The 24810-nt window shown below is 71.7% G+C and carries 21 protein-coding genes; 7 read left to right on the top strand and 14 right to left on the bottom strand.

Annotation, left to right across the window (positions count from 1 at the left end; translation table 11 throughout):
* Window positions 1-43: 43 nt before the first annotated feature.
* The 8 genes from V9U70_RS07820 to V9U70_RS07855 form a co-directional block, all read right to left on the bottom strand.
* Window positions 44-550, bottom strand: a complete 507-nt coding sequence (locus tag V9U70_RS07820; RefSeq protein ID WP_336673746.1) for a bifunctional DNA primase/polymerase — start codon at window positions 548-550, stop codon at window positions 44-46.
* A gap of 138 nt (window positions 551-688) precedes the next feature.
* A complete protein-coding gene (locus V9U70_RS07825) occupies window positions 689-2104 on the bottom strand; it encodes an NAD(P)/FAD-dependent oxidoreductase (protein ID WP_336673747.1) in 1416 nt (471 codons plus the stop codon).
* A 24-nt stretch (window positions 2105-2128) separates the two neighbouring features.
* A complete protein-coding gene (locus V9U70_RS07830; RefSeq protein ID WP_336673748.1) occupies window positions 2129-2932 on the bottom strand; it encodes an ABC transporter permease in 804 nt (267 codons plus the stop codon).
* Complete coding sequence (locus tag V9U70_RS07835; protein ID WP_336673749.1) at window positions 2932-3855, bottom strand: ABC transporter permease; 924 nt, start codon at window positions 3853-3855, stop codon at window positions 2932-2934. The genes V9U70_RS07830 and V9U70_RS07835 overlap by 1 nt, the downstream gene beginning before the upstream one ends.
* The gene (locus V9U70_RS07840; protein ID WP_336673750.1) at window positions 3852-5006 is read right to left on the bottom strand and encodes an ABC transporter ATP-binding protein; all 1155 of its coding nucleotides are present in this window, start codon (window positions 5004-5006) and stop codon (window positions 3852-3854) included. Before V9U70_RS07840 ends, V9U70_RS07835 begins: the two co-directional genes overlap by 4 nt.
* A gap of 63 nt (window positions 5007-5069) precedes the next feature.
* Window positions 5070-6317: an ABC transporter substrate-binding protein gene (locus V9U70_RS07845; protein ID WP_336673751.1), complete on the bottom strand. Its 1248-nt coding sequence runs from the start codon at window positions 6315-6317 to the stop codon at window positions 5070-5072.
* 45 nt (window positions 6318-6362) lie between these two features.
* A complete protein-coding gene (locus tag V9U70_RS07850) occupies window positions 6363-7877 on the bottom strand; it encodes a gamma-aminobutyraldehyde dehydrogenase (protein WP_336673752.1) in 1515 nt (504 codons plus the stop codon).
* A gap of 564 nt (window positions 7878-8441) precedes the next feature.
* A complete protein-coding gene (locus tag V9U70_RS07855; protein ID WP_336673753.1) occupies window positions 8442-9221 on the bottom strand; it encodes a DUF4190 domain-containing protein in 780 nt (259 codons plus the stop codon).
* Window positions 9222-9402: 181 nt separating this feature from the next.
* Here V9U70_RS07855 and V9U70_RS07860 point away from each other — a divergent pair, with 181 nt between their 5' ends.
* Together V9U70_RS07860 and V9U70_RS07865 are read left to right on the top strand one after the other, a co-directional pair.
* Complete coding sequence (locus tag V9U70_RS07860) at window positions 9403-10437, top strand: adenosine deaminase (protein ID WP_336673754.1); 1035 nt, start codon at window positions 9403-9405, stop codon at window positions 10435-10437.
* A gap of 55 nt (window positions 10438-10492) precedes the next feature.
* The gene (locus tag V9U70_RS07865; RefSeq protein WP_336673755.1) at window positions 10493-11206 is read left to right on the top strand and encodes a glycerophosphodiester phosphodiesterase; all 714 of its coding nucleotides are present in this window, start codon (window positions 10493-10495) and stop codon (window positions 11204-11206) included.
* A gap of 515 nt (window positions 11207-11721) precedes the next feature.
* Here V9U70_RS07865 and V9U70_RS07870 read toward each other — a convergent pair.
* Window positions 11722-13161: a gamma-aminobutyraldehyde dehydrogenase gene (locus V9U70_RS07870; protein ID WP_336673756.1), complete on the bottom strand. Its 1440-nt coding sequence runs from the start codon at window positions 13159-13161 to the stop codon at window positions 11722-11724.
* A 177-nt stretch (window positions 13162-13338) separates the two neighbouring features.
* Between V9U70_RS07870 and V9U70_RS07875 the strand changes: the two genes are divergently transcribed.
* The 4 genes from V9U70_RS07875 to V9U70_RS07890 all read left to right on the top strand — a co-directional run bounded on the left by V9U70_RS07875 (window position 13339) and on the right by V9U70_RS07890 (window position 17303).
* Entirely contained in the window at window positions 13339-13830 is a 492-nt protein-coding gene (locus V9U70_RS07875; protein WP_336673757.1) for an Lrp/AsnC family transcriptional regulator, read from the top strand.
* Window positions 13815-15194: an aspartate aminotransferase family protein gene (locus V9U70_RS07880; protein WP_336673758.1), complete on the top strand. Its 1380-nt coding sequence runs from the start codon at window positions 13815-13817 to the stop codon at window positions 15192-15194. The genes V9U70_RS07875 and V9U70_RS07880 overlap by 16 nt, the downstream gene beginning before the upstream one ends.
* 232 nt (window positions 15195-15426) lie before the next feature.
* Window positions 15427-16164, top strand: a complete 738-nt coding sequence (locus tag V9U70_RS07885) for an ABC transporter ATP-binding protein (RefSeq protein WP_336673759.1) — start codon at window positions 15427-15429, stop codon at window positions 16162-16164.
* Window positions 16146-17303 (top strand): hypothetical protein, encoded by a 1158-nt coding sequence (locus V9U70_RS07890; protein WP_336673760.1) that lies wholly within the window; start codon window positions 16146-16148, stop codon window positions 17301-17303. The genes V9U70_RS07885 and V9U70_RS07890 overlap by 19 nt, the downstream gene beginning before the upstream one ends.
* A 183-nt stretch (window positions 17304-17486) precedes the next feature.
* Here V9U70_RS07890 and V9U70_RS07895 read toward each other — a convergent pair whose 3' ends face one another.
* The 5 genes from V9U70_RS07895 to V9U70_RS07915 form a co-directional block, all read right to left on the bottom strand.
* Window positions 17487-18509 carry an ABC transporter ATP-binding protein gene (locus V9U70_RS07895; protein ID WP_336673761.1) on the bottom strand — a complete coding sequence of 341 codons (1023 nt, stop codon included), beginning with the start codon at window positions 18507-18509 and terminating at the stop codon, window positions 17487-17489.
* 23 nt (window positions 18510-18532) lie between these two features.
* Window positions 18533-20146 carry an ABC transporter permease gene (locus V9U70_RS07900; RefSeq protein WP_336673762.1) on the bottom strand — a complete coding sequence of 538 codons (1614 nt, stop codon included), beginning with the start codon at window positions 20144-20146 and terminating at the stop codon, window positions 18533-18535.
* Window positions 20147-20235: 89 nt separating this feature from the next.
* The gene (locus V9U70_RS07905; RefSeq protein WP_336673763.1) at window positions 20236-21336 is read right to left on the bottom strand and encodes a thiamine ABC transporter substrate-binding protein; all 1101 of its coding nucleotides are present in this window, start codon (window positions 21334-21336) and stop codon (window positions 20236-20238) included.
* A 274-nt stretch (window positions 21337-21610) separates the two neighbouring features.
* The gene (gene rlmN, locus V9U70_RS07910) at window positions 21611-22717 is read right to left on the bottom strand and encodes a dual-specificity RNA methyltransferase RlmN (RefSeq protein WP_336673764.1); all 1107 of its coding nucleotides are present in this window, start codon (window positions 22715-22717) and stop codon (window positions 21611-21613) included.
* Between the two features lie 171 nt (window positions 22718-22888).
* Window positions 22889-23710: a class I SAM-dependent methyltransferase gene (locus V9U70_RS07915; protein WP_334664871.1), complete on the bottom strand. Its 822-nt coding sequence runs from the start codon at window positions 23708-23710 to the stop codon at window positions 22889-22891.
* 56 nt (window positions 23711-23766) lie between these two features.
* Here V9U70_RS07915 and V9U70_RS07920 point away from each other — a divergent pair, with 56 nt between their 5' ends.
* Window positions 23767-24483, top strand: a complete 717-nt coding sequence (locus tag V9U70_RS07920; RefSeq protein ID WP_336673765.1) for a GntR family transcriptional regulator — start codon at window positions 23767-23769, stop codon at window positions 24481-24483.
* Window positions 24484-24810: the final 327 nt, after the last annotated feature.

Raw genomic sequence — 24810 nt, forward strand, 5'->3', positions numbered from 1 at the left:
ATGGTCCAGACCAATGAGCTTGTCAAGACTTCTCACAGCCCCTTCAGCCGTCCGGACGCCGCCGCCGGCCGGCGTCACGGGCCGCCTGCCGAGGGGCGCGGGCGCTCCCGGCGGCGGCGCCCGCCGCCTCGTGCATCGCCCGCTCCAGCAGCCCCGCGTCGGTGAGCGTGCCCGAGCCGTCCGGCGGCGCCAGCCAGCGCACTCCCCCGGCCGCCCGGCCCGGGCGGGGGACGACGATCCCCGCGCCGGGGCCGCACCCCCTGGCGCCGGCGCCGGCCCAGCCGGAGGCGGTGCCCGGCGGAACGAAGAAGCCCGTCCGGCGCACCCTGAGGGCGGCGAGAACCGGCCCCGGACGGCCGACGAGGCGGAGGAGGACGTCGAGCGTGGGGCGGCCCAGCGCGCCCGGAACGATGAGGACGTCCCAGAGCTTCCCGGCGGGGAGGAGCACGATCCCCTGCGGATCGCGCTGCCATGCCCACCGGCAGGCGTCGGGGTCGGGGGCCGCCGATGTGAGCCACTCGACCGCGGCCGTGGATCGCGAACCCGTCATGGCCAGCCTCCCGTTGGCGTGGGCCCCGGCAAAGCCGTGCCGGGGCGCTCACCTACCAGAGAGCGCGGTGCGCCGGCTATGACGCGGGTTGCCTCAACCGATGGGCGGTGAAGTGGGTCACAGCCGCGGTGCGCGGGCTCAGCTGTCGAAGCCGAGCCCCAGCCGGTCCATCGTCCGCAGCCACAGATCGCGGTGCCCGCCGTTGGCGTCGGCGCGGGCGAGGGACCGCTTGGTGATCTCGATCCCGGCCCAGGCGAACGGCTCCGGCGGGAAGGGGACGGGCTTCGAGCGGACCATCTCCAGCCGGGTCAGCTCCGTCTCCTCGCCGGCCAGGAGGTCGAGCATCACCTCGGCCCCGAAGCGGGTCGAGCCGACGCCGAGACCGGTGAATCCGGCCGCGTGGGCGACGCGTCCGCGATGGGCTGTCCCGAAGAACGCCGTGAAGCGCGAGCAGGTGTCGATCGCGCCGCCCCAGGCGTGCGAGAAGCGCAGCCCGGAAAGCTGCGGAAAGCAGGTGAAGAACTGTTCCGCGAGTTTGAGGAACGTCTCCGGACGCTGATCGAGATCGGCGTTGAGCCGGCCCCCGTACGGATAGATCGCGTCGTATCCGCCCCACAGAATCCGGTTGTCCGCGGAGAGCCGGAAATAGTGGAACTGATGGGCGCTGTCGCCGAGCCCCTGCCTTTTCCGCCAGCCGATGGAATGGAGCTGGCCGGCGCTGAGCGGCTCGGTCATCAGCGCGTAGTCGTAGACCGGCACCGTGTACGGGCGGACGCGTCTGACGAGCGAGGGGAAGACGTTGGTCCCGAGAGCGACCCGGCGGGCGAAGACCCGCCCGTACGGGGTGCGCACGGCCATCCCCGAGCCGGTGCGGGCGAGGGCCAGGCCCCGCGTGTGCTCGTAGATCCGCACGCCGAGGCCGAGGCAGGCCCGCTTGAGGCCCCACGCCAGCTTGGCCGGGTGCAGCATGGCGACGCCGCGACGGTCCCAGAGCCCGCCGAGGAAGGTGGGCGAGTCGACCTCGGCACGCAGGGCGTCGCGGTCCAGGAAGTCCACCCCGGTGATGCCGAGCTCCCCCAGCTTCGCGTGCCAGTCCCGCAGCTCTTCGAGCTGGTGGGGGGCGGTGGCCACGTCGATCTCGCCGGTCCGCTCGAACTCGCAGTCGATGCCGTAGCGGGCGACGGCGGCCTCGATGGCGTCGAGGTTGCGGTCCCCCAGCTCCCGCAGCCGCGCGATCTCGCCCGGCCAGCGCTCCAGACCGTTGGCCAGGCCGTGGGTGAGGGAGGCGGCGCAGAAACCCCCGTTGCGGCCGGAGGCGGCCCAGCCCACCTCGTGCCCCTCGATGAGGACGACGTCACGGTCCGGGTCGCGTTCCTTGGCGACGATCGCGGTCCACAGGCCGCTGTACCCTCCGCCGACGACCAGCAGGTCGGTGTGGTCGTCGCCGGTGAGGGCGTCCAGCGCTTCGGGCCGTGCCGGGTCGTCCAGCCAGTAGGCGACCGGCCTGGCGCCGGCGATCGATCGTGCGGCGGTACGCATGGCAGCTGGGGCCATGGGTTTCCAACTCCTTCGGGGACTTCAGGGCCGAGCGTTCTTCCTCCGCCGGCTCGCGACGAGCTGACCGGCGAGGACCAGCAGCACCGCGATGACGAACATGGCGGTGCCGATGACGTTGATCTGCACGGGTGTGCCACGCTGCGCCGAGCCCCAGACGAACATGGGGAACGTGACGGTGGAGCCCGCGTTGAAATTGGTGATGATGAAATCGTCGAAGGAGAGCGCGAAGGCGAGCAGCGCTCCCGCCGCGATCCCCGGGGCCGCGATGGGCAGGGTCACCCGGAGGAAGGTCTGCACGGGCCCCGCGTAGAGGTCGCGGGCGGCTTCCTCCAGGCGCGGGTCCATCGACATCACCCGGGCCTTGACGGCCGTCACCACGAAGCTGAGGCAGAACATGATGTGGGCGATCAACACGGTCCAGAAACCCAGTTGTGCGCCCATGTTGAGGAAGAGCGTGAGCAGCGACGCCGCCATGACGACCTCGGGCATCGCCATCGGAAGGAAGATCAGCGAGTTGATCGCGCCGCGCGCCCGGAAGCGGTAGCGGACCAGGGCGAAGGCGATCATCGTGCCGAGCGCGGTGGCGCCCAGCGTCGCCCAGAGGGCGATCTGCAGCGAGAGGGAGAGCGAGCCGCACAGGTCCGCGACGCCGCAGGGGTCCTTCCAGGCGTCCAGCGAGAACCGCTGCCAGGCGTAGTTGAAGCGCCCGTTGGGCTTGTTGAACGAGAACACCATCACGACGACGTTCGGCAGGATCATGTACGCGAGGGTCAGCAGACCCGCGATGACGACCAGGTTCCGGCGCGTCCAGCGCAGTACGGACATCAGACCAGGTCCTCCGTCCCGGAGCGGCGGATGTAGAAGGTGACCATCAGCAGGACGACCGCCATGAGGAGGAACGAGAGCGCGGCGGCCGTCGGGTAGTCCAGCACCCGCAGGAACTGGCTCTGGATGACGCTGCCGACCATCTTGGTGTCGGTGGAGCCGAGGAGTTCCGCGTTGACGTAGTCGCCGCTGGCGGGGATGAAGGTCAGCAGGGTGCCGGCGACGACGCCGGGCATGGAGAGCGGGAACGTCACCGTGCGGAAAGTGGTGGCGGGGGTGGCGTACAGGTCGCTCGCCGCCTCGTGCAGCCGGCCGTCGATCCGCTCCAGCGAGGTGTAGAGCGGCAGGATCATGAACGGCAGGAAGTTGTACGTGAGGCCGCAGACGACGGCCATCGGGGTGGCCAGGACCCGGTCGGACCCGGTCCAGCCGAGCTGACTGGTGACGTCCAGGACGTGCAGGGTGGTCAGCACGTCCACGACCGCGCCGCCGTCGGCCAGGATCGTCTTCCAGGCCAGCGTGCGGATGAGGAAGCTGGTGAAGAACGGGGCGATGACCAGCACGAGCACGAGGTTGCGCCAGCGGCCCGCCTTGAAGGCGATGAGATAGGCGAGCGGGTACCCCAGCAGCAGGCACAGGAGCGTGGCGGTGCCCGCGTACAGCAGGGACCGGATGAACTGGGGGTAGTAGTCGCTCAGCGCGTCCGCGTACGTCCGAAAGTGCCAGGTGACCTCGAAGCCCTGCTCCAGGGAGCCGGTCTGCACGGAGGTGGAGGCCTGGTAGACGAGGGGCAGGGCGAAGAAGACCAGGAGCCACAGGATGCCGGGGAGCAGCAGCCAGTAGGGTACGAGCCGCTTGCGGGCCAAGGGCTTGCGGGGCGCCGGCGCCGTGGGCGGTGCGGGCGGCGCCTCGGTGAGGCTCACGCGGCGTCCTCCATGCTCTTGACGCCCGCCGCGATGTCCTGGTCGGCGTCGAGCCCGAAGGCGTGGTCGGGGTTCCAGTGCAGGACGACCTCGGCCCCGGGGACGAGCCCGGTGCGCCGTTCGACGTTCTGCTCGTACACCTGGAGGGCCGCGCCCGCCGGGCTCTCGACCACGTACTGGGTGCAGACGCCGATGAAGCTGGAGTCGACGACGCGGCCGGTGACCCGGTTGCGCCCGGCGGCTATCGCGTGCGCGTCGGCGGCGGGGGTGAGGGCGATCTTCTCGGGCCGGATGCCCAGCAGGATACGGCCGCCGCTGGTCGTGGAGTCCGGGCACCGTGCGCGGGGCAGGGTGAGTTCTCCGCCGCCCGCCGAGACGACGACGTCCACGCCGGCGGCGGCCAGGACGTCGCCTTCGATGAGGTTGGAGGTGCCGAGGAAGTTGGCGACGAACGTGGTGCGCGGGTTCTCGTAGAGGTCGGCGGGGGCGCCGAGCTGTTCCACCCGGCCCCCGTTCATCACCGCGACGGTGTCGGCCATGGTCATGGCCTCCTCCTGGTCGTGGGTGACGTGCACGAAGGTGATGCCGACCTCGGTCTGTATCCGCTTGAGCTCCAGCTGCATCTGCCGGCGGAGCTTCAGGTCGAGGGCGCCGAGCGGTTCGTCGAGCAGCAGGACCCGCGGGTGGTTGATGAGCGCGCGGGCGACGGCGACGCGCTGCTGCTGGCCGCCGGAGAGCTGGTGCGGTCTGCGGCGGGCGAGGTCCCCGAGCTCGACGAGGTCCAGCATGGCGTCGACCTGCTTCTTCACGGACCTGATCCCGCGCCGCCGGAGCCCGAAGGCGATGTTCTCCGCGATGTCCAGGTGAGGGAAGAGGGCGTAGCTCTGGAAGACGGTGTTGACGGGCCGTCTGTGCGGGGGCAGGCCGGTGATGTCCTTGTCCCCGAGGTGGATCGTGCCGGTGGTGGCCTCCTCCAGGCCGGCGATCATCCGCAGGGTGGTGGTCTTGCCGCAGCCGGACGCTCCGAGCAGGGCGAAGAAGGAGCCCTCGGGGACGGTCAGGTCGAGCGGCTGTACGGCGGTGAAGGAGCCGTAGGTCTTGCTGACCCCGGTGAGGCGGACGTCGCCGCCCGTGTGTCGCTGCTGTGTCATGGGTCGCGGTCCCAGTGTGGTCGGGGAGTTCGGGGATGGGGAGACCGGGCGGGGAGGGCCGGGTCAGACGCCGATGAGCCGGGCGAACTTCTCTTCGTACGCGGTCTCTTCCTCCGTGCTCAGCGAACGGAAGGAGCGGGACTTCGCCGCCATGTCCGCGTCGGGGAGGATCAGGGTGTTGGAGGCCATCGACGCGTCGATCCTGGCGAGCTCTTCGCGTACGCCGTCGACCGGGCAGACGTAGTTGATGTAGGCGGCGAGCCGGGCGGCGACCGGCGGCTCGTAGTAGTAGTCGATGAGCTTCTCCGCGTTGGTCTTGTGCCGGGCCTGGGCGGGGACCAGGAGGTTGTCGCTGGAGGTGATGTATCCGGCGGCCGGGATGGCGAACCTGATGTCCGGGTTGTCGGCCTGGAGCTGGATGACGTCCCCGGCCCAGCCGACGCAGGCGGCGATGTCGCCCTTGCTGAGGTCGGCGGTGTAGTCGTTGCCGGTGAAGCGGCGGACCTGCTTCCTGTCGACGGCCTTCTGGAGGCGGGCGATGGCGCCGTCGAAGTCGGCGTCGGTGAACTTCCCCGGGTCCTTGCCCTGGTCGAGCAGGGTCATGCCGACGGTGTCGCGCATCTCGGAGAGGAAGGAGACGCGGCCCGTGAGCTTCGGGTCGTCGAGGAGCTGGGTGACGGAGTCGACCGTGCGGCCGCCGGTCGCCTTCACGTTGTACGCGATGACGGCCGGGATGCCGGTCCAGGGATAGGAGTAGGCGCGGCCCGGGTCCCAGTCGGGGGTGCGGAACTGGGCGGAGACGTTCGCGAAGGCGTGCGGGAGGTTCGCCGGGTCGAGCTTCTGCGCCCAGCCGAGGCGGATGATGCGGGCGGCGAGCCAGTCGGTGACGCAGATGAGGTCGCGCCCGGTGTCCTGGCCGGCCGCGAGCTGCGGTTTGATCTTCCCGAAGAACTCGACGTTGTCGTTGATGTCCTCGGTGTACTTGACCCTGATCCCGGTGCGTCTGGTGAACGCCTGGAGGGTGGGGCGGCTCTTCTCGTCCTCGCTGACGTCCATGTACTCGGTCCAGTTGGAGAAGGCGACCTCCTTCTCCCTCGCCGAGTGGTCGTCGGCGGCCGTGCCGGCGTCGGCGCGCCGGGCGGGCGGTATGCCGCACGCGCCGAGGGCGGCCGCCCCGCCGAGCACCAGCGCGCCCCTGCCAGAGGCGCGCAGCAGCGATCGGCGGGTGAGGGCGCCCCTGCCGCTGGCCAGGGAACGCCTGACGGCCGCCGCCTGGGCGGGCGTGAGGCGCTCGGGCTCGTGACTCTCCATACGCTGTGCCCTTTCGGGTGTCAGGCCGCGGGTGGGCGACGGCGGTCACCGGTCCCCGAAGACCGTGCGGTGCCAGTCCTTCCGTGCGACCGCGGTGTTGTCGTACATGACGTGCTTGACCTGCGTGTACTCCTCGAAGGAGTACGCCGACATGTCCTTGCCGAAGCCGCTGGCCTTGTATCCGCCGTGCGGCATCTCGCTGAGGATCGGGATGTGGTCGTTCACCCACACGCAGCCCGCCTGGATCTCACGGGTGGCGCGGTTGGCGCGGTACAGGTCGCGGGTCCAGGCGGAGGCGGCCAGGCCGTAGGGGGTGTCGTTGGCCAGCGCGATGCCCTCGTCGTCGGTGTCGAAGGGCAGCACCACCAGGACCGGCCCGAAGATCTCCGCCTGGACGATCTCGCTGTCCTGGGCCGCGCCCACGACGAGGGTCGGCCGGTAGAACGCGCCGGCGGCGAGGCCGCCGCCGGGGGCCTCGCCTCCGGTGACGACCTGGGCGTAGCCGCGCGCCCGGTCGACGAAGCCGGCGACCCGGTCGCGCTGGGCGTGGCTGATCAGGGGCCCGAGGTCGGTGGAGGCGTCGAAGGGGTCACCGAGCCGGACGGTCTCCATGAGCGCGGCGACGTCCCGGACGAAGGCGTCGTAGAGGGGGCGCTGCACGTAGGCGCGGGTGGCGGCGGTGCAGTCCTGGCCGGTGTTGATGAGGGAGCCGGCGACCGCGCCGTGGACGGCGGCCTCCAGGTCGGCGTCGTCGAAGACCACGAAGGGCGCCTTGCCGCCGAGCTCCAGGTGGAGGCGTTTGACGGTGGCGGTGGCGAGCTCCGCGACCCGTCTGCCGACGGCGGTGGAGCCGGTGAAGGAGGTCATGGCGACGTCGGGGTGGCCGACGAGGTGTTCGCCGGCGTCCTCGCCCGCGCCGGTGACGACGTTGACGACGCCGTCGGGGATGCCCGCCCCGGTGGCCGCCCGGGCGAACATCAGCGAGGTCAGCGGGGTGAGTTCGGCGGGCTTGAGGACGACGGTGTTGCCCGCGGCGACGGCCGGCAGGACTTTCCAGGCGGCCATCTGGAGCGGGTAGTTCCAGGGGGCGATGGACCCGACGACGCCGATCGCCTCGCGGCGTACGTAGGAGGTGTGGTCCCCGTCGTACTCGGCGGCGGCCCTGCCCTCCAGGTGGCGTGCCGCGCCCGCGAAGAAGGCGGCGTTGTCGACGGTGCCGGGGACGTCGAACCCGGCGGTGAGCTTGACCGGCTTGCCGCACTGGAGGGACTCGGCGTACGCGAGGTCGTCGGCCTGCTCGGCGAGGGCGGCGGCGAACCGGTGCAGGGCTTCGGAGCGCTCACCCGGGGTCGCGCCGGACCAGCCGGGGAAGGCGGCCCTGGCGGCGGCGACGGCCGCGTCCACGTCCTCGGCGGCGGCCAGCTCGTAGCGGAGCACCGTCTCGCCGGTCGCGGGGTTCACCACCTCGTGGTGACGGCCGGATGTGCCGGGGAGCAGCTCGCCGCCGATGTACTGCGCACCTTCCGCGAAGCGGTCCTGCACCTGGAAGCCCTTGCCCATGACGCTCTCCTCCGCCGCATGCCCGCAGGGCGGGGTCGGCGTCGCCTCTTCGTGAATTGAGTGCCGATCCTGGCAGAGGGGTGTCCACCCAACAAGTGATTCCGTTGTTGCCTTTTGGTTACGCGACGGAATCTGTCGACCATGTGTCGTGCCGGTGCGGAAAACCCCGTACGGACTGTCAGTGGCGGATGCCGCACCCACCTGTCATGGGGGCCGGCCCTCGGCCCGCGGACACAGTCGGCGGCGCTGTCAACGCGCAGCCCGGCGGCGACGGGGAGGGCGGGGCGGCCGGTGCGCGGCTTCGAGGAGGCTGTGCGCATACGGGGGGCGGTTCGCCGTGGCGGTGGCGGGCGGCGTGCCCGCGTGCGGCCAGGACCCGGAGCCGGGCGGCCGTCTGCCGGGCTTCGCCCTGATGGAGGCGCGGGTGCGGCGGGCTGAGCCGCCGGGCCGACGACGGCGCCGCCCGGCCGTGCGGGCGGGACCAGGGTCTCCGCCCGTCCGGACGGACGGCGCCGGGTGCGGCGGCCTGACCTGTCAGGCCCGCTTCGCAAGCGTGCTCGTCCCCTACGGCCGGCCCTCGACGACCAGGGACGTGGCGAACGGGTCCTCGTAGGAGTCGCCGTACTCCTCTTCGCCGCCGTCGTTGGTCGCGGCCCAGATGATGAGGCCGAGGATCACCGAGCCGAGGACCATGCCGACGGAGCCGAGGACGATCCCGGCGATCGCCATGCCCCGGTTGGTGGCCTCGCCGCGCTTGGCCCGCCCGAGGCCGATGATGCCGAAGACGAGCGCGAGGATGCCGAGGAGGATGTTGACGCCGTAGAGGCAGAAGCCGACCACCGAGACGATGCCGAGCACCATGGCGGCCGTGCCCAGCCCGTTCGACGGTGCGGGCGCCCAGGGGCCCGGGCCGGCGCCGTAGGAGGGATGACCCGGGTAGCCGCCGTACGGCTGCGGGGGCGGCGCGGGGTAGCCGTAGTGCCCGGCGGCCGACGGCGGGGCCGGATAGCCGGCGGGGGGCGCGCCCGCCGGCGGCGGGGTCGGGTAGCCCGGCTCGTGCGCACCCGTCGGCGGCGGGGCCGCCTGGCCGGGGCCGTTCGGGCCGATCGGCGGCGGCGGTACGTCCGGGGCCGCCGGGCCGAAACCGCCCGGCGCGGGTATCGGTCCGGTGCCGTCCCCCGGGGCCGGTCCGGCGCCCGGCATGGACGTCACGGTCGGCTGCTCGTGGACGGCCGGGGGCGGGGTGTTCGATCCCCGCTTGTCCAGCTCCACCCCGCTGTCCGGCGGTGCCCACGGATCGCGCGGCGCGGCCCCGCCCCCTGGCTGCTCTGTGTTGTCTGACATGGGCCTCCCCCATCGTGGTCACGTCATGCTACGGCCCGGTCCGACGACCCCGGACGCCGCCTACGATGATCGGTGCGGGCGGCCGGGCCCGTCGTCCGGACCGCACGGGGCACACCCCCCGGGGCGGTCCGGACGAGGGGCCCGGCACCGGCCGACGCCACACCGAACCGGGAGACAACCGATGACCGATCCTCGCCCCTTCATCGCGGGGCTGCCCAAGGCCGAGCTCCACGTCCACCATGTGGGGTCGGCCTCGCCCCGGATCGTCGCCGAGCTGGCGGCCCGCCACCCGGACTCCAAGGTGCCCACGGACCCGGAGGCGCTGGTCGACTACTTCACCTTCACCGACTTCGGCCACTTCGTCGAGGTGTACCTCTCGGTGGTGGACCTGATCCGCACCCCCGAGGACGTCCGGCTGCTCACGTTCGAGGTGGCGCGCGACATGGCCCGGCAGAACATCCGGTACGCGGAGCTGACCGTGACCCCGTTCAGCTCGACGCGCCGGGGCATCCCCGAGGCAGGGTTCATGGAGGCCATCGAGGACGCCCGCAGGGCGGCCGAGGCCGAGCTGGGCGTCGTCCTGCGCTGGTGCTTCGACATCCCCGGCGAGGCAGGTCTCCAGTCGGCGGAGGAGACCGTGCGCCTCGCGGTGGAGCACCGGCCCGACGGGCTCGTCTCCTTCGGCCTGGGCGGGCCGGAGATCGGGGTGGACCGCCCGCAGTTCAAGCCCTACTTCGACCGGGCCATCGCCGAGGGGCTCCACTCGGTGCCGCACGCCGGGGAGACCACGGGGCCGCAGACGGTCTGGGACGCGCTGACCGCGCTGCGCGCCGAGCGCATCGGGCACGGCACCAGCTCCGTCCAGGACCCGAAGCTGCTGGAGCACCTCGCCGAGCACCGCATCGCCCTGGAGGTCTGCCCGACGTCGAACATCGCCACCCGCGCGGTCGCCGACATCGACCGCCACCCCATCCGCGAGATGGTGGCGGCGGGCGTGCTGGTCACCGTCAACAGCGACGATCCGCCGATGTTCGGCACCGACCTGAACAACGAGTACGCGGTGGCCGCCCGGCTGCTGGAGCTCGACGAGCGGGGCGTCGCGGACCTCGCGAAGAACGCGGTGGAGGCCTCGTTCCTGGACCCGGCGGGCAAGCGGAGGCTGGCCGAGGAGATCGACGTCTACACGGCGGACTGGCTCCGGGGCCCCGGCCGCTGAGCCGTCCCTCAGGTCCGGGCCCCCGGCCGCCGGCCCGGTTCGCCACAATGACCCCATGGCTTCTCCCCTCTCCGACGTCACCGCCGTGGGGCATCGCGGCGACCCTTACCTCGCCCGCGAGAACACCCTGCCCTCACTCCGCTCCGCCCTCGACCGAGGGGCGGACGCGGTCGAGATCGATGTGCGGGTCACCCGCGACGGGGTCCCCGTGCTGCTCCACGACGCGACGCTGGAGCGGCTGTGGGGACACGACCTGCGGGTCGACCGGCTGGAGCACCGGGAGCTGACGGAGCTGACCGGCGGCGGGGTGCCCACGCTCCGCGACGCGCTGCTGGCCACCGGCGCGCACCGGGTGATGGTGGATCTGCCCGGCTCCACGGACGCGTCGGTGAGGAGAATCGTCGGCACGGTCCGGGAGTGCGGGGCGGGCGAGCGGGCGTACTACTGCGCGGGCGCGGACGCGATGCTGCGGGTGCGGGCCGCCGACCCGTCCGCGGAGATCGCCCTGACCTGGAACACACTGGCCCCGCCCCGCCCGGAGCTGCTGGCCGCGGTGAAGCCCCGGTGGCTGAACTACCGGTTCGGGCTGGTGACCCGGGAGCTGACGGACCGGGCGCACCGGGACGGGCTGCTCGTGTCCGCCTGGACGGCCGACACGAAGCGCACGATGCGCCGGCTGGTCGAGCGGGGCGTCGACTCGATCACCACCAACCGGATCGACGCCCTGCACCGGGTCCTGGCCGGCCCCCCCGCCCCTCGGGGCTCCTGACCGAACCGGCTGACGGGGCCGCACCGCCCGACGCCGGAGTTCGGGGGCTCGTCAGGGGCCTTGCCCGTGGTTCTGCGCCCTCCTCCGGCACGGAGAACGCGATGGCCGGGTGTCCGCGTGGAGTGGGAAGACACCTCCCGAGTAGGCCCGGCAGGCCGGCATGTCGTCGGCGCCGGGGCCCTTGGCGCAGTCGTCGCCGGCGAAGCGGCGGACGCACCGCGGGCGCACGCGCCGCTCGGCCGGTCCGCGCATCGTGCGGGAGCCGTCGGCTTCCCAGCGGGTGACGCCGACGCGTCGCCCCGCACGGGCAGCGCGCACGCCTTCTCGGGCGCGGACAGCAGGGCCGGCCTGCCGCGCGGACCGCCCGCCCACAGCTGGGCGGTGCTGGGGGTCTCGCGCCCCCGCGCCCTCCGGTCGTACGCGATGCCGGCGACGGGGGACCGCCGAGGACGGGTGCGGCCCCGGACCGGAGTCCGGGGCCGCGTCCGCGGGGCAGGGGCCGAGGGCCGGGCCGGTCAGTCCTCGATCGACGTCATGACGTGCTTGATGCGGGTGTAGTCCTCGAAGCCGTAGGCGGAGAGGTCCTTGCCGTAGCCGGACTTCTTGAACCCGCCGTGCGGCATCTCGGCGACCAGCGGGATGTGGGTGTTGATCCACACGCAGCCGAAGTCGAGGTTCTTGGACATGCGCATGGCGCGGGAGTGGTTCGTGGTCCACACCGAGGAGGCGAGCGCGTACTCCACACCGTTGGCGTATCCGACGGCCTGCTTCTCGTCGGTGAACGACTGGACGGTGATGACGGGGCCGAAGACCTCGTTCTGGATGATCTCGTCGTCCTGCTTGAGGCCGGAGACGACGGTCGGGGCGTAGAAGTAGCCCTTGTCGCCGACCCGGTGGCCGCCCGCCTCGACCTTGGCGTGGGCGGGGAGCCGCTCGATGAAGCCGCTGACCTGCTTCAGCTGGTTGGCGTTGTTCAGCGGTCCGTACGCCACGTCCTCGTCGTCCGGCTGACCGGTCTTCGTGTCGGCGGCGGCCCGGGCGAGCGCGGTGACGAACTCGTCGTGGACGGACTCGTGGACCAGGACGCGGGTGGCGGCCGTGCAGTCCTGGCCCGCGTTGAAGAAGCCCGCCTCGGAGATGCCCTCGACGGCCTTGGCGATGTCGGCGTCCTCGAAGACCACGACGGGCGCCTTGCCGCCGAGCTCCAGGTGGACGCGCTTGACGTCCTTGGCGGCGGACTCGGCGACCTGCATGCCGGCCCGTACGGAACCGGTGATGGAGGCCATCGCCGGGGTCGGGTGCTCGACCATGGTGCGGCCGGTGTCCCGGTCGCCGCAGATGACGTTGAAGACGCCCTTGGGCAGGATCTGGCCCATGATCTCGGCCATCAGCACCGTGGAGGCCGGGGTGGTGTCGGACGGCTTGATGACGACCGTGTTGCCCGCGGCGAGCGCCGGGGCGAACTTCCACACGGCCATCATCATCGGGTAGTTCCACGGCGCCACCTGCGCGCAGACGCCGACCGGCTCGCGGCGGACGATGGAGGTCAGTCCCTCCATGTACTCGCCGGCCGAACGGCCCTCCAGCAGCCGCGCCGCTCCCGCGAAGAAGCGGATCTGGTCCACCATCGGCGGGATCTCCTCACTGCGGGTGAGCCCCAGCGGCTTGCCGGTGTTCTCCGACTCGGCCGCGATCAGGTCCTCCGCGCGCTCCTCGAAGGCGTCCGCGATCTTCAGCAGGGCCTTCTGGCGCTCGGCGGGCGTGAGGTCCCGCCAGGCGGGGAAAGCGGCCGCGGCGGCCTCCATGGCGGCATCGACATCGGCCGGGCCGGAGAGCGGCGAGGTCGCGTAGACCTCTTCCGTCACCGGGCTGACCACATCGATGGTCCGCCCGTCCGCGGCGTCCCGGAACTCTCCGTTGATGTAGTTGCGCAGACGGCGCACCTCGGTGGTCACAACCACCCCTCCTGTCGACTGTCCGATGGGTGAGACGTCCAGCCTAATCGCTCCCGTGACGCTTTCGACATACCTACCCGCCCTCAACTTCGGATTCAGTCAGATCGTGACCCGAGAACAACGAATTTCATCGATCCGGGGTTGCGAGACAGACGAAGAGCGGTGCAGAGTGGATGCGTGGCCAGTCGCAGCGCAGACTCCAGGACCGGGAACGGATCGTCACCAGCGGTCGATGCCGTCTCCCTTGCAATCATCGAGCAGCTCCAGGAGGACGGGCGCCGTCCGTACGCCGCGATCGGCAAGGCCGTCGGCCTCTCCGAAGCGGCCGTGCGCCAGCGCGTCCAGAAGCTGCTCGATCAGGGTGTGATGCAGATCGTCGCCGTCACGGACCCCCTCACCGTGGGGCTCCGGCGCCAGGCGATGGTCGGCATCAACGTCGAGGGCGACCTCGACCCGGTGGCCGAGGCCCTGTCGGCCATGGCGGAGTGCGAGTACGTGGTGATGACCGCGGGCTCCTTCGACCTGATGGTGGAGATCGTCTGCGAGGACGACGACCACCTGCTGGAGACGATCAACAAACGCATCCGGACCCTTCCCGGCGTGCGCTCCACCGAGAGCTTCGTCTACCTCAAGCTCAAGAAGCAGACCTATATGTGGGGAACCCGATAGCCGTGAGCAAGGACCTCAGCCGAACCGCGTACGACCACCTGTGGATGCACTTCACCCGCATGTCGGACTACGAGAACGCGCCCGTTCCCACCATCGTGCGCGGCGAGGGAACGCACATCTTCGACGACCGGGGCAAGCGCTACCTGGACGGGCTCTCCGGCCTGTTCGTGGTCAACGCGGGCCACGGCCGTCACGAGCTCGCCGAGACGGCGTACAAGCAGGCCCAGGAGCTGGCCTTCTTCCCGGTGTGGTCCTACGCCCACCCGAAGGCCGTCGAACTGGCCGAGCGCCTCGCCGGCCACGCGCCGGGCGACCTCAACAAGGTCTTCTTCACCACCGGCGGCGGCGAGGCCGTCGAGACCGCCTGGAAGCTGGCCAAGCAGTACTTCAAGCTCCAGGGCAAGCCGACGAAGTACAAGGTCATCTCGCGCGCCGTCGCCTACCACGGCACTCCGCAGGGGGCCCTGTCCATCACCGGCCTGCCGGCGCTCAAGGCCCCGTTCGAGCCGTTGGTCCCCGGCGCGCACAAGGTGCCGAACACCAACATCTACCGCGCCCCGCTGTTCGGCGACGACCCGGAGGCCTTCGGCCGCTGGGCCGCCGACCAGATCGAGCAGGAGATCCTCTTCGAGGGCCCGGACACCGTCGCGGCGGTCTTCCTGGAGCCCGTGCAGAACGCGGGCGGCTGCTTCCCGCCGCCGCCCGGCTACTTCCAGCGCGTCCGCGAGATCTGCGACCAGTACGACGTACTGCTCGTCTCCGACGAGGTCATCTGCGCCTTCGGCCGGCTCGGCACGATCTTCGCCTGTGACAAGTTCGGCTACGTGCCGGACATGATCACCTGCGCGAAGGGCATGACCTCCGGCTACTCCCCGATCGGCGCGTGCGTCGTCTCCGACCGGATCGCCGAGCCGTTCTACCGGGGCGGCAACACCTTCCTGCACGGCTACACCTTCGGCGGGCACCCGGTCTCGGCGGCGGTGGGCCTCGCCAACCTCGACATCTTCGAGCGCGAGAACCTCACCCAGCACGTCCTCGACAACGAGAACGCCTTCCTGACGACGCTGCAGAAGCTGTACGACCTGCCGATCGTCGGCGACGTCCGCGGCAACGGGTTCTTCTACGGCATCGAGCTGGTGAAGGACAAGGCCACCAAGGAGACCTTCACCGACGAGGAGACCGAGCGCGTCCTGTACGGCTTCCTCTCCAAGGCGCTGTACGACAACGGCCTGTACTGCCGGGCCGACGACCGCGGCGACCCGGTCATCCAGCTCGCCCCGCCGCTTATCTCCGACCAGTCGACGTTCGACGAGATCGAGTCCATCCTGCGGGCCGTGCTGACGGAGGCCTGGACGAAGCTCTGACCCACCGTTCCGCGACCGCCGCCCGACCTCGTGGCCGGGTCCACGTCCGACAGTCATTTCCTACGGTTCATCGGCCCGGATAAGCCCGTTCGAGTGAGAACGGGCGCATCCGGGCCGCGTGCTGTGCGCCGGACCGGGTCCGACTCCCTACGGTGCCGAGTGACCGATCGGCCGCGTCCTCGTTCCCCCGTACGGGGGAACGGGAAGTCTGACCTGAACCGAGGTGTACGCCATGGTGGCCCCGCCGGACAACGACGTGATCTGGGCGCGTTCCCTGCATTACTCCCACAACGGATCGCCCGGCCTCTGCGGCGTCTCCCTCGGTGTCCGGGACGCCGAGATCCTGGCGGTGACCGGCCCGCGCGGCAGCGGGAAGACCACGCTGCTGCACTGTCTGTCGGGTCGGCTGGCCCCCCAGCAGGGCGAGGTCTGGTTCAACAGCGTGCCCGTGCACACCATGAACCCCCGGACGCGCGAGCGGCTGCGCCGGGAGCGCTTCGGCTGGATCTCCTCCGATCCGGAACTGGTCGGGGAGCTGACCGTCTGGGAGAACGCCGCCCTGCCGCTGCTGCTGCGCGGCGTCTCGCGCCGGGCCGCCAAGAAGGCCGCCACCGAGTGGCTGGAGCGCCTGGACATCGCCGCCTTCGCCAAGAAGCGGCCGCACACACTGCTCCAGGCCCAGCGCCAGCGGATCTCCGTGGCACGGGCCCTGGCCGGCGGGCCGACCGTCGTCTTCGCGGACGAGCCCACCGCGACCCTGCACCGCGCCGACCGCTCCCAGGTACTGCGCACGCTGACCACCGCGGCCCGCTCCCACGGCATCACCGTCGTCCTGGCCACCCACGACGACGAGGTCGCCGCGCTCGCCGACCGGACGCTCCCGCTGCTGGACGGCCGTCGAGTCGCCACCGGCTCCCTGCCCGCGGAGCCCGAAGCGGAGGGGCGCGCGGCGTGCTCGCTCTCCGTCTAGCCCGCGGCTCCCATCCCCTCGTCCTGCTCCGGCGGCTGCTCGTCGCCGCCGCGTCGGCCGGCGTCGGCTTCCTCCTGCTGAGCGCCCTCGGGTACGCCTCCGCGCACCCGGAGCAGTCCGCCGGCTCCGTGCTGCGGCTGCTGTGGTGCCTCGTCCCGCTCGCCGCCACCGTGCAGTTCGCCGTGGCGGTGGCCCGTGCCGATCCGAGCACCCGGCCCCGGCCGGGCCTCTCCTCCGTGGGCCTGGGCCCGGTGCGGCTCTCCGTGCTGGCCGCCGTCTCCACCGCCGTCTCCACGACGCTCGGCTCCCTGGTGGCCCTGCTGCTCTTCCTCCACCTGCGCGGCGACCTGACCGGGATGCCGTTCGACGGCCGCGCGGCACAGTTGCTCGGCGCGGGCAGTCCGGTGCCGCCTGCTGCCGCGCTGATGCTGCTGGCGCTGGTCCCGGTGGCTTCCGCGACGGCCGGCGCGCTGGCGCTGCGGTCACGGCCCGACCCGGCGCGGGACGCCTTCGGCGCCGAGGAACCGCCGGCGTCCACGCCGGCCGGGCTCCCCTGGGGCGTGGCGCTCGCGGCCACCGGACTCGCCGTCGAGGCGTACGCGTCGCGGGGCTCGGCGGGCCACGCCTTGCCGCTGCCCGGCCGGTTCGACTCCGCCCCGGTGGCGGTGCTGGGCGGCTGGGCGCTCACCGCGATCGGCCTGGCGGCGGCCGGCCCCGGCCTGACCCATCTGTGCGGGCGGGCGTTGCAGGCGGTGCGCCCCGGCGCCGTGCGGCTGCTGGCGGGGCGGGCCCTGATGGACGAGGCGCGCCGGATCGGCCGCCCGCTGGGGGCGCTCTGCGCGGTGTTCTCCGCGATGGTCGCCGCGTCGACGCTCTACGGGGACGGTGGCCGCCCGTTCGGCCCGTTCACCGCGTTCGGCGCGGCGCTGGTCCTGTGCTGCACGACGGCGACACTGCTGATCTCCGCCCTTGAGGCCCGGCACGCCCGCGCGCGCACCGCTCGGGCGCTGCTCGGCATGGGCGCCCCGGCCGCCGCACTCCGGGCGGCGTCGGTGCTGCGGGTGGGGGCGCTGCTGGCCCTGTTCGCTCCGCTGACCTGGGCGACCGCGGAGCTGGCCGCGCTGCCGCTGAGAGGCTGACGCCCCCCGGGCCCGAGGCCGCCTGGGGAGGGCCGACTCAGCGGGGGCCCGCCCAGGGCCGCGGCCGCTCAGGCGGGCACGGCTCACGGGTGGGCGGCGAGGCGGCGCGAGGGCGGCGGTCCGCGTCTGCGTCCCGCCGTGCCCGGAGCACGCTGTAGCGGGGGGCGGCCCGGTGCCGGGGCCTCACCGGGGGGCCAGCACCACCGTCTGAGCCGCGTCGAAGCGGACGCCGACCACCGCGCCCTCGTCCGGGGTGTCCCGCAGGGCGCACTCGGCCTCCAGCACCGGCGCGTTCTCCGGCGTCAGGCGCACGGCCACGTGGTTCCCCCGGAAGGTGCGGACGCCCACCGTGCAGCGCAGGCCGTCCTCGGGAGCGCCGATCAGGACCCCGGCGGGGCGGACCAGCAGATCGGCCTCGCCCTGCGGCGACCCTGCGGGCACCGGCACCTTGCCCCAGGCGGTGACGGCGGCCCGGCCGGTGACCGTCGCCCCGGTGACGTTGTCGAAGCCGAGGAACCGGGCGACGAACGCGGAGGCGGGGCGCTGCCAGACGTCCAGCGGGGTGCCCTCCTGGGCGATTCGGCCGTCCCGCATCACGACGACCCGGTCGGCCAGCGCGAAAGCCTCGCCCTGGTCGTGGGTGACGGCGAGCACCGTCGTGCCCAGCTCGCGAAAGAGCGTGCGCAGTTCGACGACGAGCCGCTCACGCAGGCTGCGGTCCAGCTGGCCGAGCGGCTCGTCCAGCATCAGGAGCCGGGGGCGCGGGGCGAGCGCGCGGGCGAGGGCGACACGCTGCTGCTCACCCCCGGAGAGCGCGGCGACCGCCCGGCGCTGGGCCCCGGGCAGGCCCACCAGCTCCAGCAGTTCGCGGACCCGGTGCTCCGCCTCTGCGCGGGCGACGCCGCGCATCCGCAGGCCGAAGGCCACGTTCGCCCCGACGTCGCGGTGTGGGAAGAGCTGGTGGTCCTGGAACATCAGCCCGAGGCCGCGGCGGTGCACCGGGACGCCCGCCTGGTCGCGGCCGGCCAGCAGGACCCGGCCGCCGTCCATCGGCTGGAGGCCGGCGACGGCCCGCAGCAGCGTGGACTTGCCGCTGCCGCTCGGCCCGAGCAGGCAGACGACCCGGTGGTCGGCGACCTCCAGGTCCACCGCGTCCAGCGCCGTCCGCTTCCCGAACCGTACGGTGGCCGCTTCCAGACTCAGCATGCGCAAGGCTCCCCTGCCATCGTTCAGAACTCCCCGGACCGATCGGTGCGTACGCGCTCCAGGAGCAGCAGCGACACCGCGCACACCAGCATCAGAATCGTGCTGAGGGCCATCGCCTGCCCGTAGTTGAGCTCCCCGGACCGGCCCAGCAGCCGGGCCACGGCGACGGGCAGGGTCGGGTTGTCGGGCCTGGCGATGAAGACGGTGGCGCCGAACTCGCCGAGCGACACGGCGAACGCGAAGCCCGCCGCGACCAGCGACGCCCGCCGCACCAGCGGGAGATCGACCTCGCGCCAGGCCCGGAGCGGGGAAGCCCCCAGCACGGCGGCGGCCTCGCGCAGCCGGTCGTCCACCGCGCGGAGCACGGGCAGCATGGTCCGTACGACGAAGGGGACGCCGACCAGCGCCTGGGCCAGCGGCACCAGAATCCAGGAGGTACGCAGATCGAGCGGCGGTTCGTCCAGCGTGATCAGGAAACCGAAGCCGACGGTGACGGCGGACACTCCGAGCGGCAGCATCAGCAGCGCGTCGAAGCCGCGCACCAGCCGTCCCGCCCTCCGGGTCAGCGCCGCGGCCGCCAGGCCCCCGACGACGAGGGCGATGAGCGTGGCGACGAGCGCGTACCGCAGCGAGTTCCCGACGGCCTGAAGCGGGGGCACCAGGAACGTGGAGCCGCTGGCCCCGGCCGACTGGAGCGCCTCGTAGTAGCCGAAGCCGTAGCCTCCCGGCCCGTCGAACGAGCGCTCCACCAGCACTCCGAGCGGCAGCAGCACCAGCAGCAGCGCGGTCAGCAGGACGCCGCCGAGCAGCGACCACTGGCGGGCGCCGCGCGGTCGGCGGGAGGTCTGCGCCGGGTCCACCAGCTTCAGCGCGCGCTCCCGGCGGCGTACGGTCACGGCGTGCACGGCGAGGATCGCGCCGACCGCGGCGAACTGCACCAGGGTCAGCACGGCGGCCGTCGGCAGGTCGAGCAGGTGCGCGGTCTGCCGGTAGACCTCCACCTCCAGGGTGGAGTAGGCCGGTCCGCCGAGGATCTGCACGACGCCGAAGGAGGTGAAGGTGAAGAGGAAGACCATCAGGGAGGCGGCGGCGACCGCCGGCGCGAGCGCCGGCAGGGTCACCCGGCGGAACGCGGCGAGACGACCGGCGCCGAGCACCCGGGCGGCCTCCTCCTGCCGCGGGTCCAGCTGCGACCAGAGGCCGCCCACCGTGCGGACGACCACGGCGTAGTTGAAGAAGACGTGGGCCAGCAGGATCGCCCACACGGTGGTGTCGAGGCGCACGCCCCACAGCTCGTCGAGAAGCCCGCCCCGCCCCAGCAGCGCCAGGAACGCGGTGCCGACGACGACCGTCGGCAGCACGAAGGGCACCGTGACGACCGCCCGCAGCACCTGCTTGCCCGGGAAGTCGAAGCGGGCGAAGACGTACGCCCCGGGCAGGGCGATCAGCAGCGTGAGCGCGGTCGAGGCGAGAGCCTGCCAGGTGGTGAACCAGAGGACGTCGCGGATGTCCGGGCGGGCCAGCACCTCGCCGACCCGCCCGAACTGCCAGTCTCCACCCGCCTTGAGCCCGCGGCCGACGATGGCGGCCACGGGGTAGGCGAAGAAGATCCCGAAGAACGCCACGGGCACGGCCATCAGGCCGAGCCGCACCGCGGCGCCCCGCCGGCCGGCGCTCCCGCCGCGACCTGCGGGGGCGGGAGCGCCCCGGCGGGCCGGGCCGGGCGCTACTTCACGACGAGCGAGTGCCACGACCGGACCCACTGCTCACGGTTGGCGGCGATCTTCTCGGGCGCGACGGTGGCAGGTGTCTCCACCTTCTCGCCGAACTCCGTGAACAGCCCGGGGAGCTCCGCTTCAGCCACGACCGGGTTCACGAACATGTTCAGCGGCATGTCCTCCTGGAAGGTCTTGCTGATCATGAAGTCCAGCAGCGCCTTGCCGCCCGCCTCGTTCTTCGCCCCGGTCAGCAGGCCGGCGTACTCGGTCTGCCGGAAGCAGGTGCCCGTGGCGACCCCGGTGGGAGCCTCCTTCGGCTGCGGGTCCGCGTAGAGGACCTCGACGGGCGGGCTGGAGGCGTAGGAGACGACGAGCGGCCGGTCGGCCTTGGCCTTCCTGCCCCCGGCCGAGCCGGAGAACTCCTCGTTGTACGCCTGCTCCCAGCCGTCGACGACCTTGACGCCGTTGGCCTCCAGCTTCTTCCAGTACGCCTCGTAGCCGTCCTCGCCCTGGGTGGCGATGGTCCCGAGGAGGAAGCCGAGGCCGGGCGAGGAGGTCGCGGCGTTCTCGGTGACGAGCAGGTCCTTGTACGCGGGCTCGACCAGGTCCTCGAAGGTCTGCGGGGGCGCGAGCTTCTTGTCGGCGAAGTACTTCTTGTCATAGTTGACGCAGATGTCACCGGTGTCGACGGGTGTGACACGGTGCTGGTCGTCCTGCTGGACGCCGTCCGCGACCCGGTCGAGGCCCTTGGCCTCGTACGCGGTGAAGATGCCGTTGTCGAGGGCGCGGGAGAGCAGGGTGTTGTCGACGCCGAAGAAGACGTCGCCGCGCGGAGAGCCCTTGGTCAGGATCTCCTGGTTGAGCGCCGCTCCGGCGTCGCCGCTCTTGAGGAGCTCGACGGTGTAACCGGTCTCCTCCGTGAACGTTTCCAGCACCGACTCCGAGACGTTGAAGGAGTCGTGGCTGACCAGGGTCACGGTCGTGGAGCCACCGTCCCGGGAGGAGCCGGATTCCGCCGGGCCGCCGTCCGCGCCCCCGCAGCCTGCGAGCACGGTGACGCCGAGCGCGGCGGCCAGCGCGGTCGCCGCGTACTTCGTGGTGGTGTTCATGTGATTCCTCCTGGAGGTGACCAGGAAGAGACGCGGCCCCGCCCGCCCCGGGCGTACCGGAAGCGGGCAGGGCGCAACAGCTTGAGTAAGGTCCGAACTTCCTACCCGGAATGACCCGGGCGAGGTCCAGAGGGTCTGCGGCCGACCTGTCCGTGGTGCCGCACTCTCAGCGCTGTGGCGCTCCCCTGTCGGAATATGAAGTTGATTGCGGCCCAGGCTACACGGGCGGTTTTCGGCCTGACGCCCTGAGGCCGCCGGTCGCGGCCGGGCGGCCTCAGCGCTCGGAGGCCGCCAGCTGGCCGCAGGCCCCGTCGATCTCCTGCCCGCGGGTGTCCCGAACGGTGACGGGGACGCCGTGGGCCGCGATGGCCTCGACGAACGCCTTCTCGTCCTCGGGACGCGACGCGGTCCACTTGGAGCCGGGCGTGGGGTTCAGCGGGATCAGGTTGACGTGCACCCGCTTCCCCTTGAGCAGCCGGCCGAGCAGGTCACCGCGCCAGGCCTGGTCGTTGATGTCCCGGATCAGGGCGTACTCGATGGAGATGCGGCGGCCGGACTTCTCCGCGTACTCCCAGGCGGCGTCCAGCACTTCGCGCACGTTCCACCGGGTGTTGACGGGGACCAGGGTGTCGCGGAGCTCGTCGTCCGGGGCGTGCAGCGAGACGGCGAGACGGCACTTGAAGCCCTCGTCGGCGAAGCGCAGCATGGCCGGAACCAGGCCCACGGTGGAGACGGTGATGCCTCGCTGGGAGAGCCCGAGCCCGTCCGGTTCCGGGTCGGTGAGCCGGCGGATGGCCCCGACCACGCGGTTGTAGTTGGCGAGCGGCTCGCCCATGCCCATGAAGACGATGTTGGACAGCCGCGCGGGGCCGCCCGGCACCTCGCCGTCCCGCAGCGCCCGCATGCCGTCGACGATCTGGTGCACGATCTCGGCGGTCGACAGGTTCCGGTCGAGCCCGGCCTGGCCGGTGGCGCAGAAGGGACAGTTCATCCCGCAGCCTGCCTGCGAGGAGATGCACATCGTCACGCGATCCGGGTAGCGCATCAGGACCGACTCGACGAGCGTGCCGTCGTGCAGCTTCCAGAGCGTCTTGCGCGTCGTGTCGTCGTCGCAGCTGATGTGCCGGATCACGGACATCAGCTCGGGGAACAGCGCCTCGGCGAGCTTCTCCCGGGACGCGGCCGGGATGTTGGTCCACTCGGCCGGGTCGTGCGCGTACCGCGCGAAGTAGTGCTGCGAGAGCTGTTGGGCGCGGAACGGCTTCTCACCGGTCGCGGCGACCGCTTCCTTGCGCTCGGCGGGCGTGAGGTCGGCGAGATGCCGCGGCGGCTTCTTGGCTCCGCGGGGCGCGACGAAAGTGAGTTCTCCGGGCTTAGGCATGGTTCATCCAGTGTGGCAGACACGCCGAGGTGCCCCGGGTCGTCGCCCAGCTCAGCGACGACCCGGGCCGGACGGTGGCGGTCGTTGATGGTGGTTGTGGGTCGTCGTCGGCGGCCCTCCGACGGCCCACAGACGGCCCGGCGCCATGGCTCCGCCCGCAGGTCAGGGACGTCAGACGGTGCTGCTGGCGGGCACCGTGCCGACAGCCAAGAGGTGCGAGCTGGCAGCGAGGAGTTCCGGGTAAGGCTCGGCCATGCGGGCCGCGTCCAGAGCTGAGGCGATCAGCTCATCCGTTGGACCTTCGCCCGGCTGCTGCTCCGCCGCCTTCACCAGCGACCAGGCGGGGCCTTCAATGCCGAAGACCTGCACATCCTCCAGCCCGGAGGCGACCAGCTCCGCCACCAGCTCTTCGGCTCGGTGGAAGTACGACAGGGTGAACCCACGCACTCCGTCATAGACCGCCGTCTCCAGAATCTTGGAGACGGAGGCGTGGATTCGTTCGGTGTGCAGGTGGGCGTACGTGACGTGCTCGAAGAGCGACGCATAGCGATTGATCGCGGCGGCGGCGACCAGTCCGCCAGGCTTTGCCACGCGGGAGGCTTCCGCGAGCGCCCGTTGCCGGTCGGCGGGGTCGGGCAGGTGATAGAGCGGCCCGAGGAGCTGCACGACATCGAAGGTGTCGTCCGGCTCGGGCAGGTCGCGGGCATCCCCGACCACCGCCGGGCACACCGCCGTCGCGGCCTCAACGTGACGGGGCACCGGATCTACGAGAGCGACGTCGTAACCGTCTTTCACCAGCCATTCAGCATGAATCCCGGTCCCCCCGCCCACATCGAGCACACGCGCCGGCGCGGGGGGCAGAAAGCGTCGCAGGAGTTCCTGAGTTCTGACCAGTTCCATCCGACCGTCTGCCGAGCTGCGCAGGCGGCTGTCCTCGTTGACCGTCTCGCCATAGAACCGCATCACGGAGGGAGCCAATTCGAGATTCGACATGGTCGCAGTATCGTGTGTACCGGTGGACCAGTCCAGCGCAGGAAATAGGGGAAGCCATGGCAGTCCTGAAGTACGAAGAGATCGCAGAGTTCCTGCGCGCCCGCATCGCCGCTGGTGAGATCGCTCCCGGGGCCACAATCCCGTCGGGCCGCGAGCTGGCCGAGCAGTGGGATGTGTCACGAGCCACCGCCATCAAGGCCGTCGATGTGCTGCGAAACGATGGCGTGGTCGTGGCCAAGCAGGGGACTGGATTCGTCGTCACGGAAACGCCGGTGGCACGTCCCGCCGGCGCTCGCCGTGCGGGGTCGGCGCGCATCCTGGGCGGGATGCCGTTCCTGCGTGTCGGTGCGCCCGATTGGGCGGAACCCCCTGCCCGCGTTGCCGCCGCCCTCGGGCTCACCCCTGGGACGAAGGCGCTCCGACGTGTTCGCGTCCTTCAGCTCCCGGACGGGACGCCAAATAGCTGCGTTGAGGCGTGGTTCCCTCCGGAGATCGCGGAGGTGTCGCCGCGTCTCGCTGACACCAATCCAATCGCCGAGGGCACAACGCGTTACGTCCGACGCCAGACCGGGCGGGGTCCGGCCGAAGGCGTGGACATCACCACAGTGCGCCTCGCGTCAGAGACAGAAGCGGACCGATTGAAGGTGCCGCAGAACACGCCGGTCGCCGTACTGCTGCACACGGCGTACGACGAACAGGGGAAGCCACTGGTCTGCGAGGAGGGCGTCACGCCTTCATCGCTCTTCGAGCAGGTGGACACCTACCCCATGTAGGCACTTCAGGGCAACAAGAGCGGCTGGACCGGTCCACCGGTTCAGCTTTTTTTGTTGCCATGAAACCAGCTCCCACCTGCACTTTCTCCGCTTCGCCAGCAGAGGCGCGCAAATTCATCGCTTGACTGGACCGGTCCACCGGTCCAGTCTCTTGTTGTGGCCATCGCCCGATCCGGAATCTCCGGAGAGGGCCGATTCCGTCACGCCAAAACTCAACAGCGTGATCCACCGCAGTACGGCGGCCGTGACCGTTCCGGCCGAGGTGAGTGGAGACCAGTCGGCCGAGAAGGGGCCCCCGTCACACCGGGGCTCAACACCTCAGATGAG

The sequence above is a fragment of the Streptomyces pratensis genome (assembly GCF_037137275.1).
In the GTDB taxonomy this organism is placed as follows: Bacteria; Actinomycetota; Actinomycetes; order Streptomycetales; family Streptomycetaceae; genus Streptomyces; species Streptomyces pratensis_B.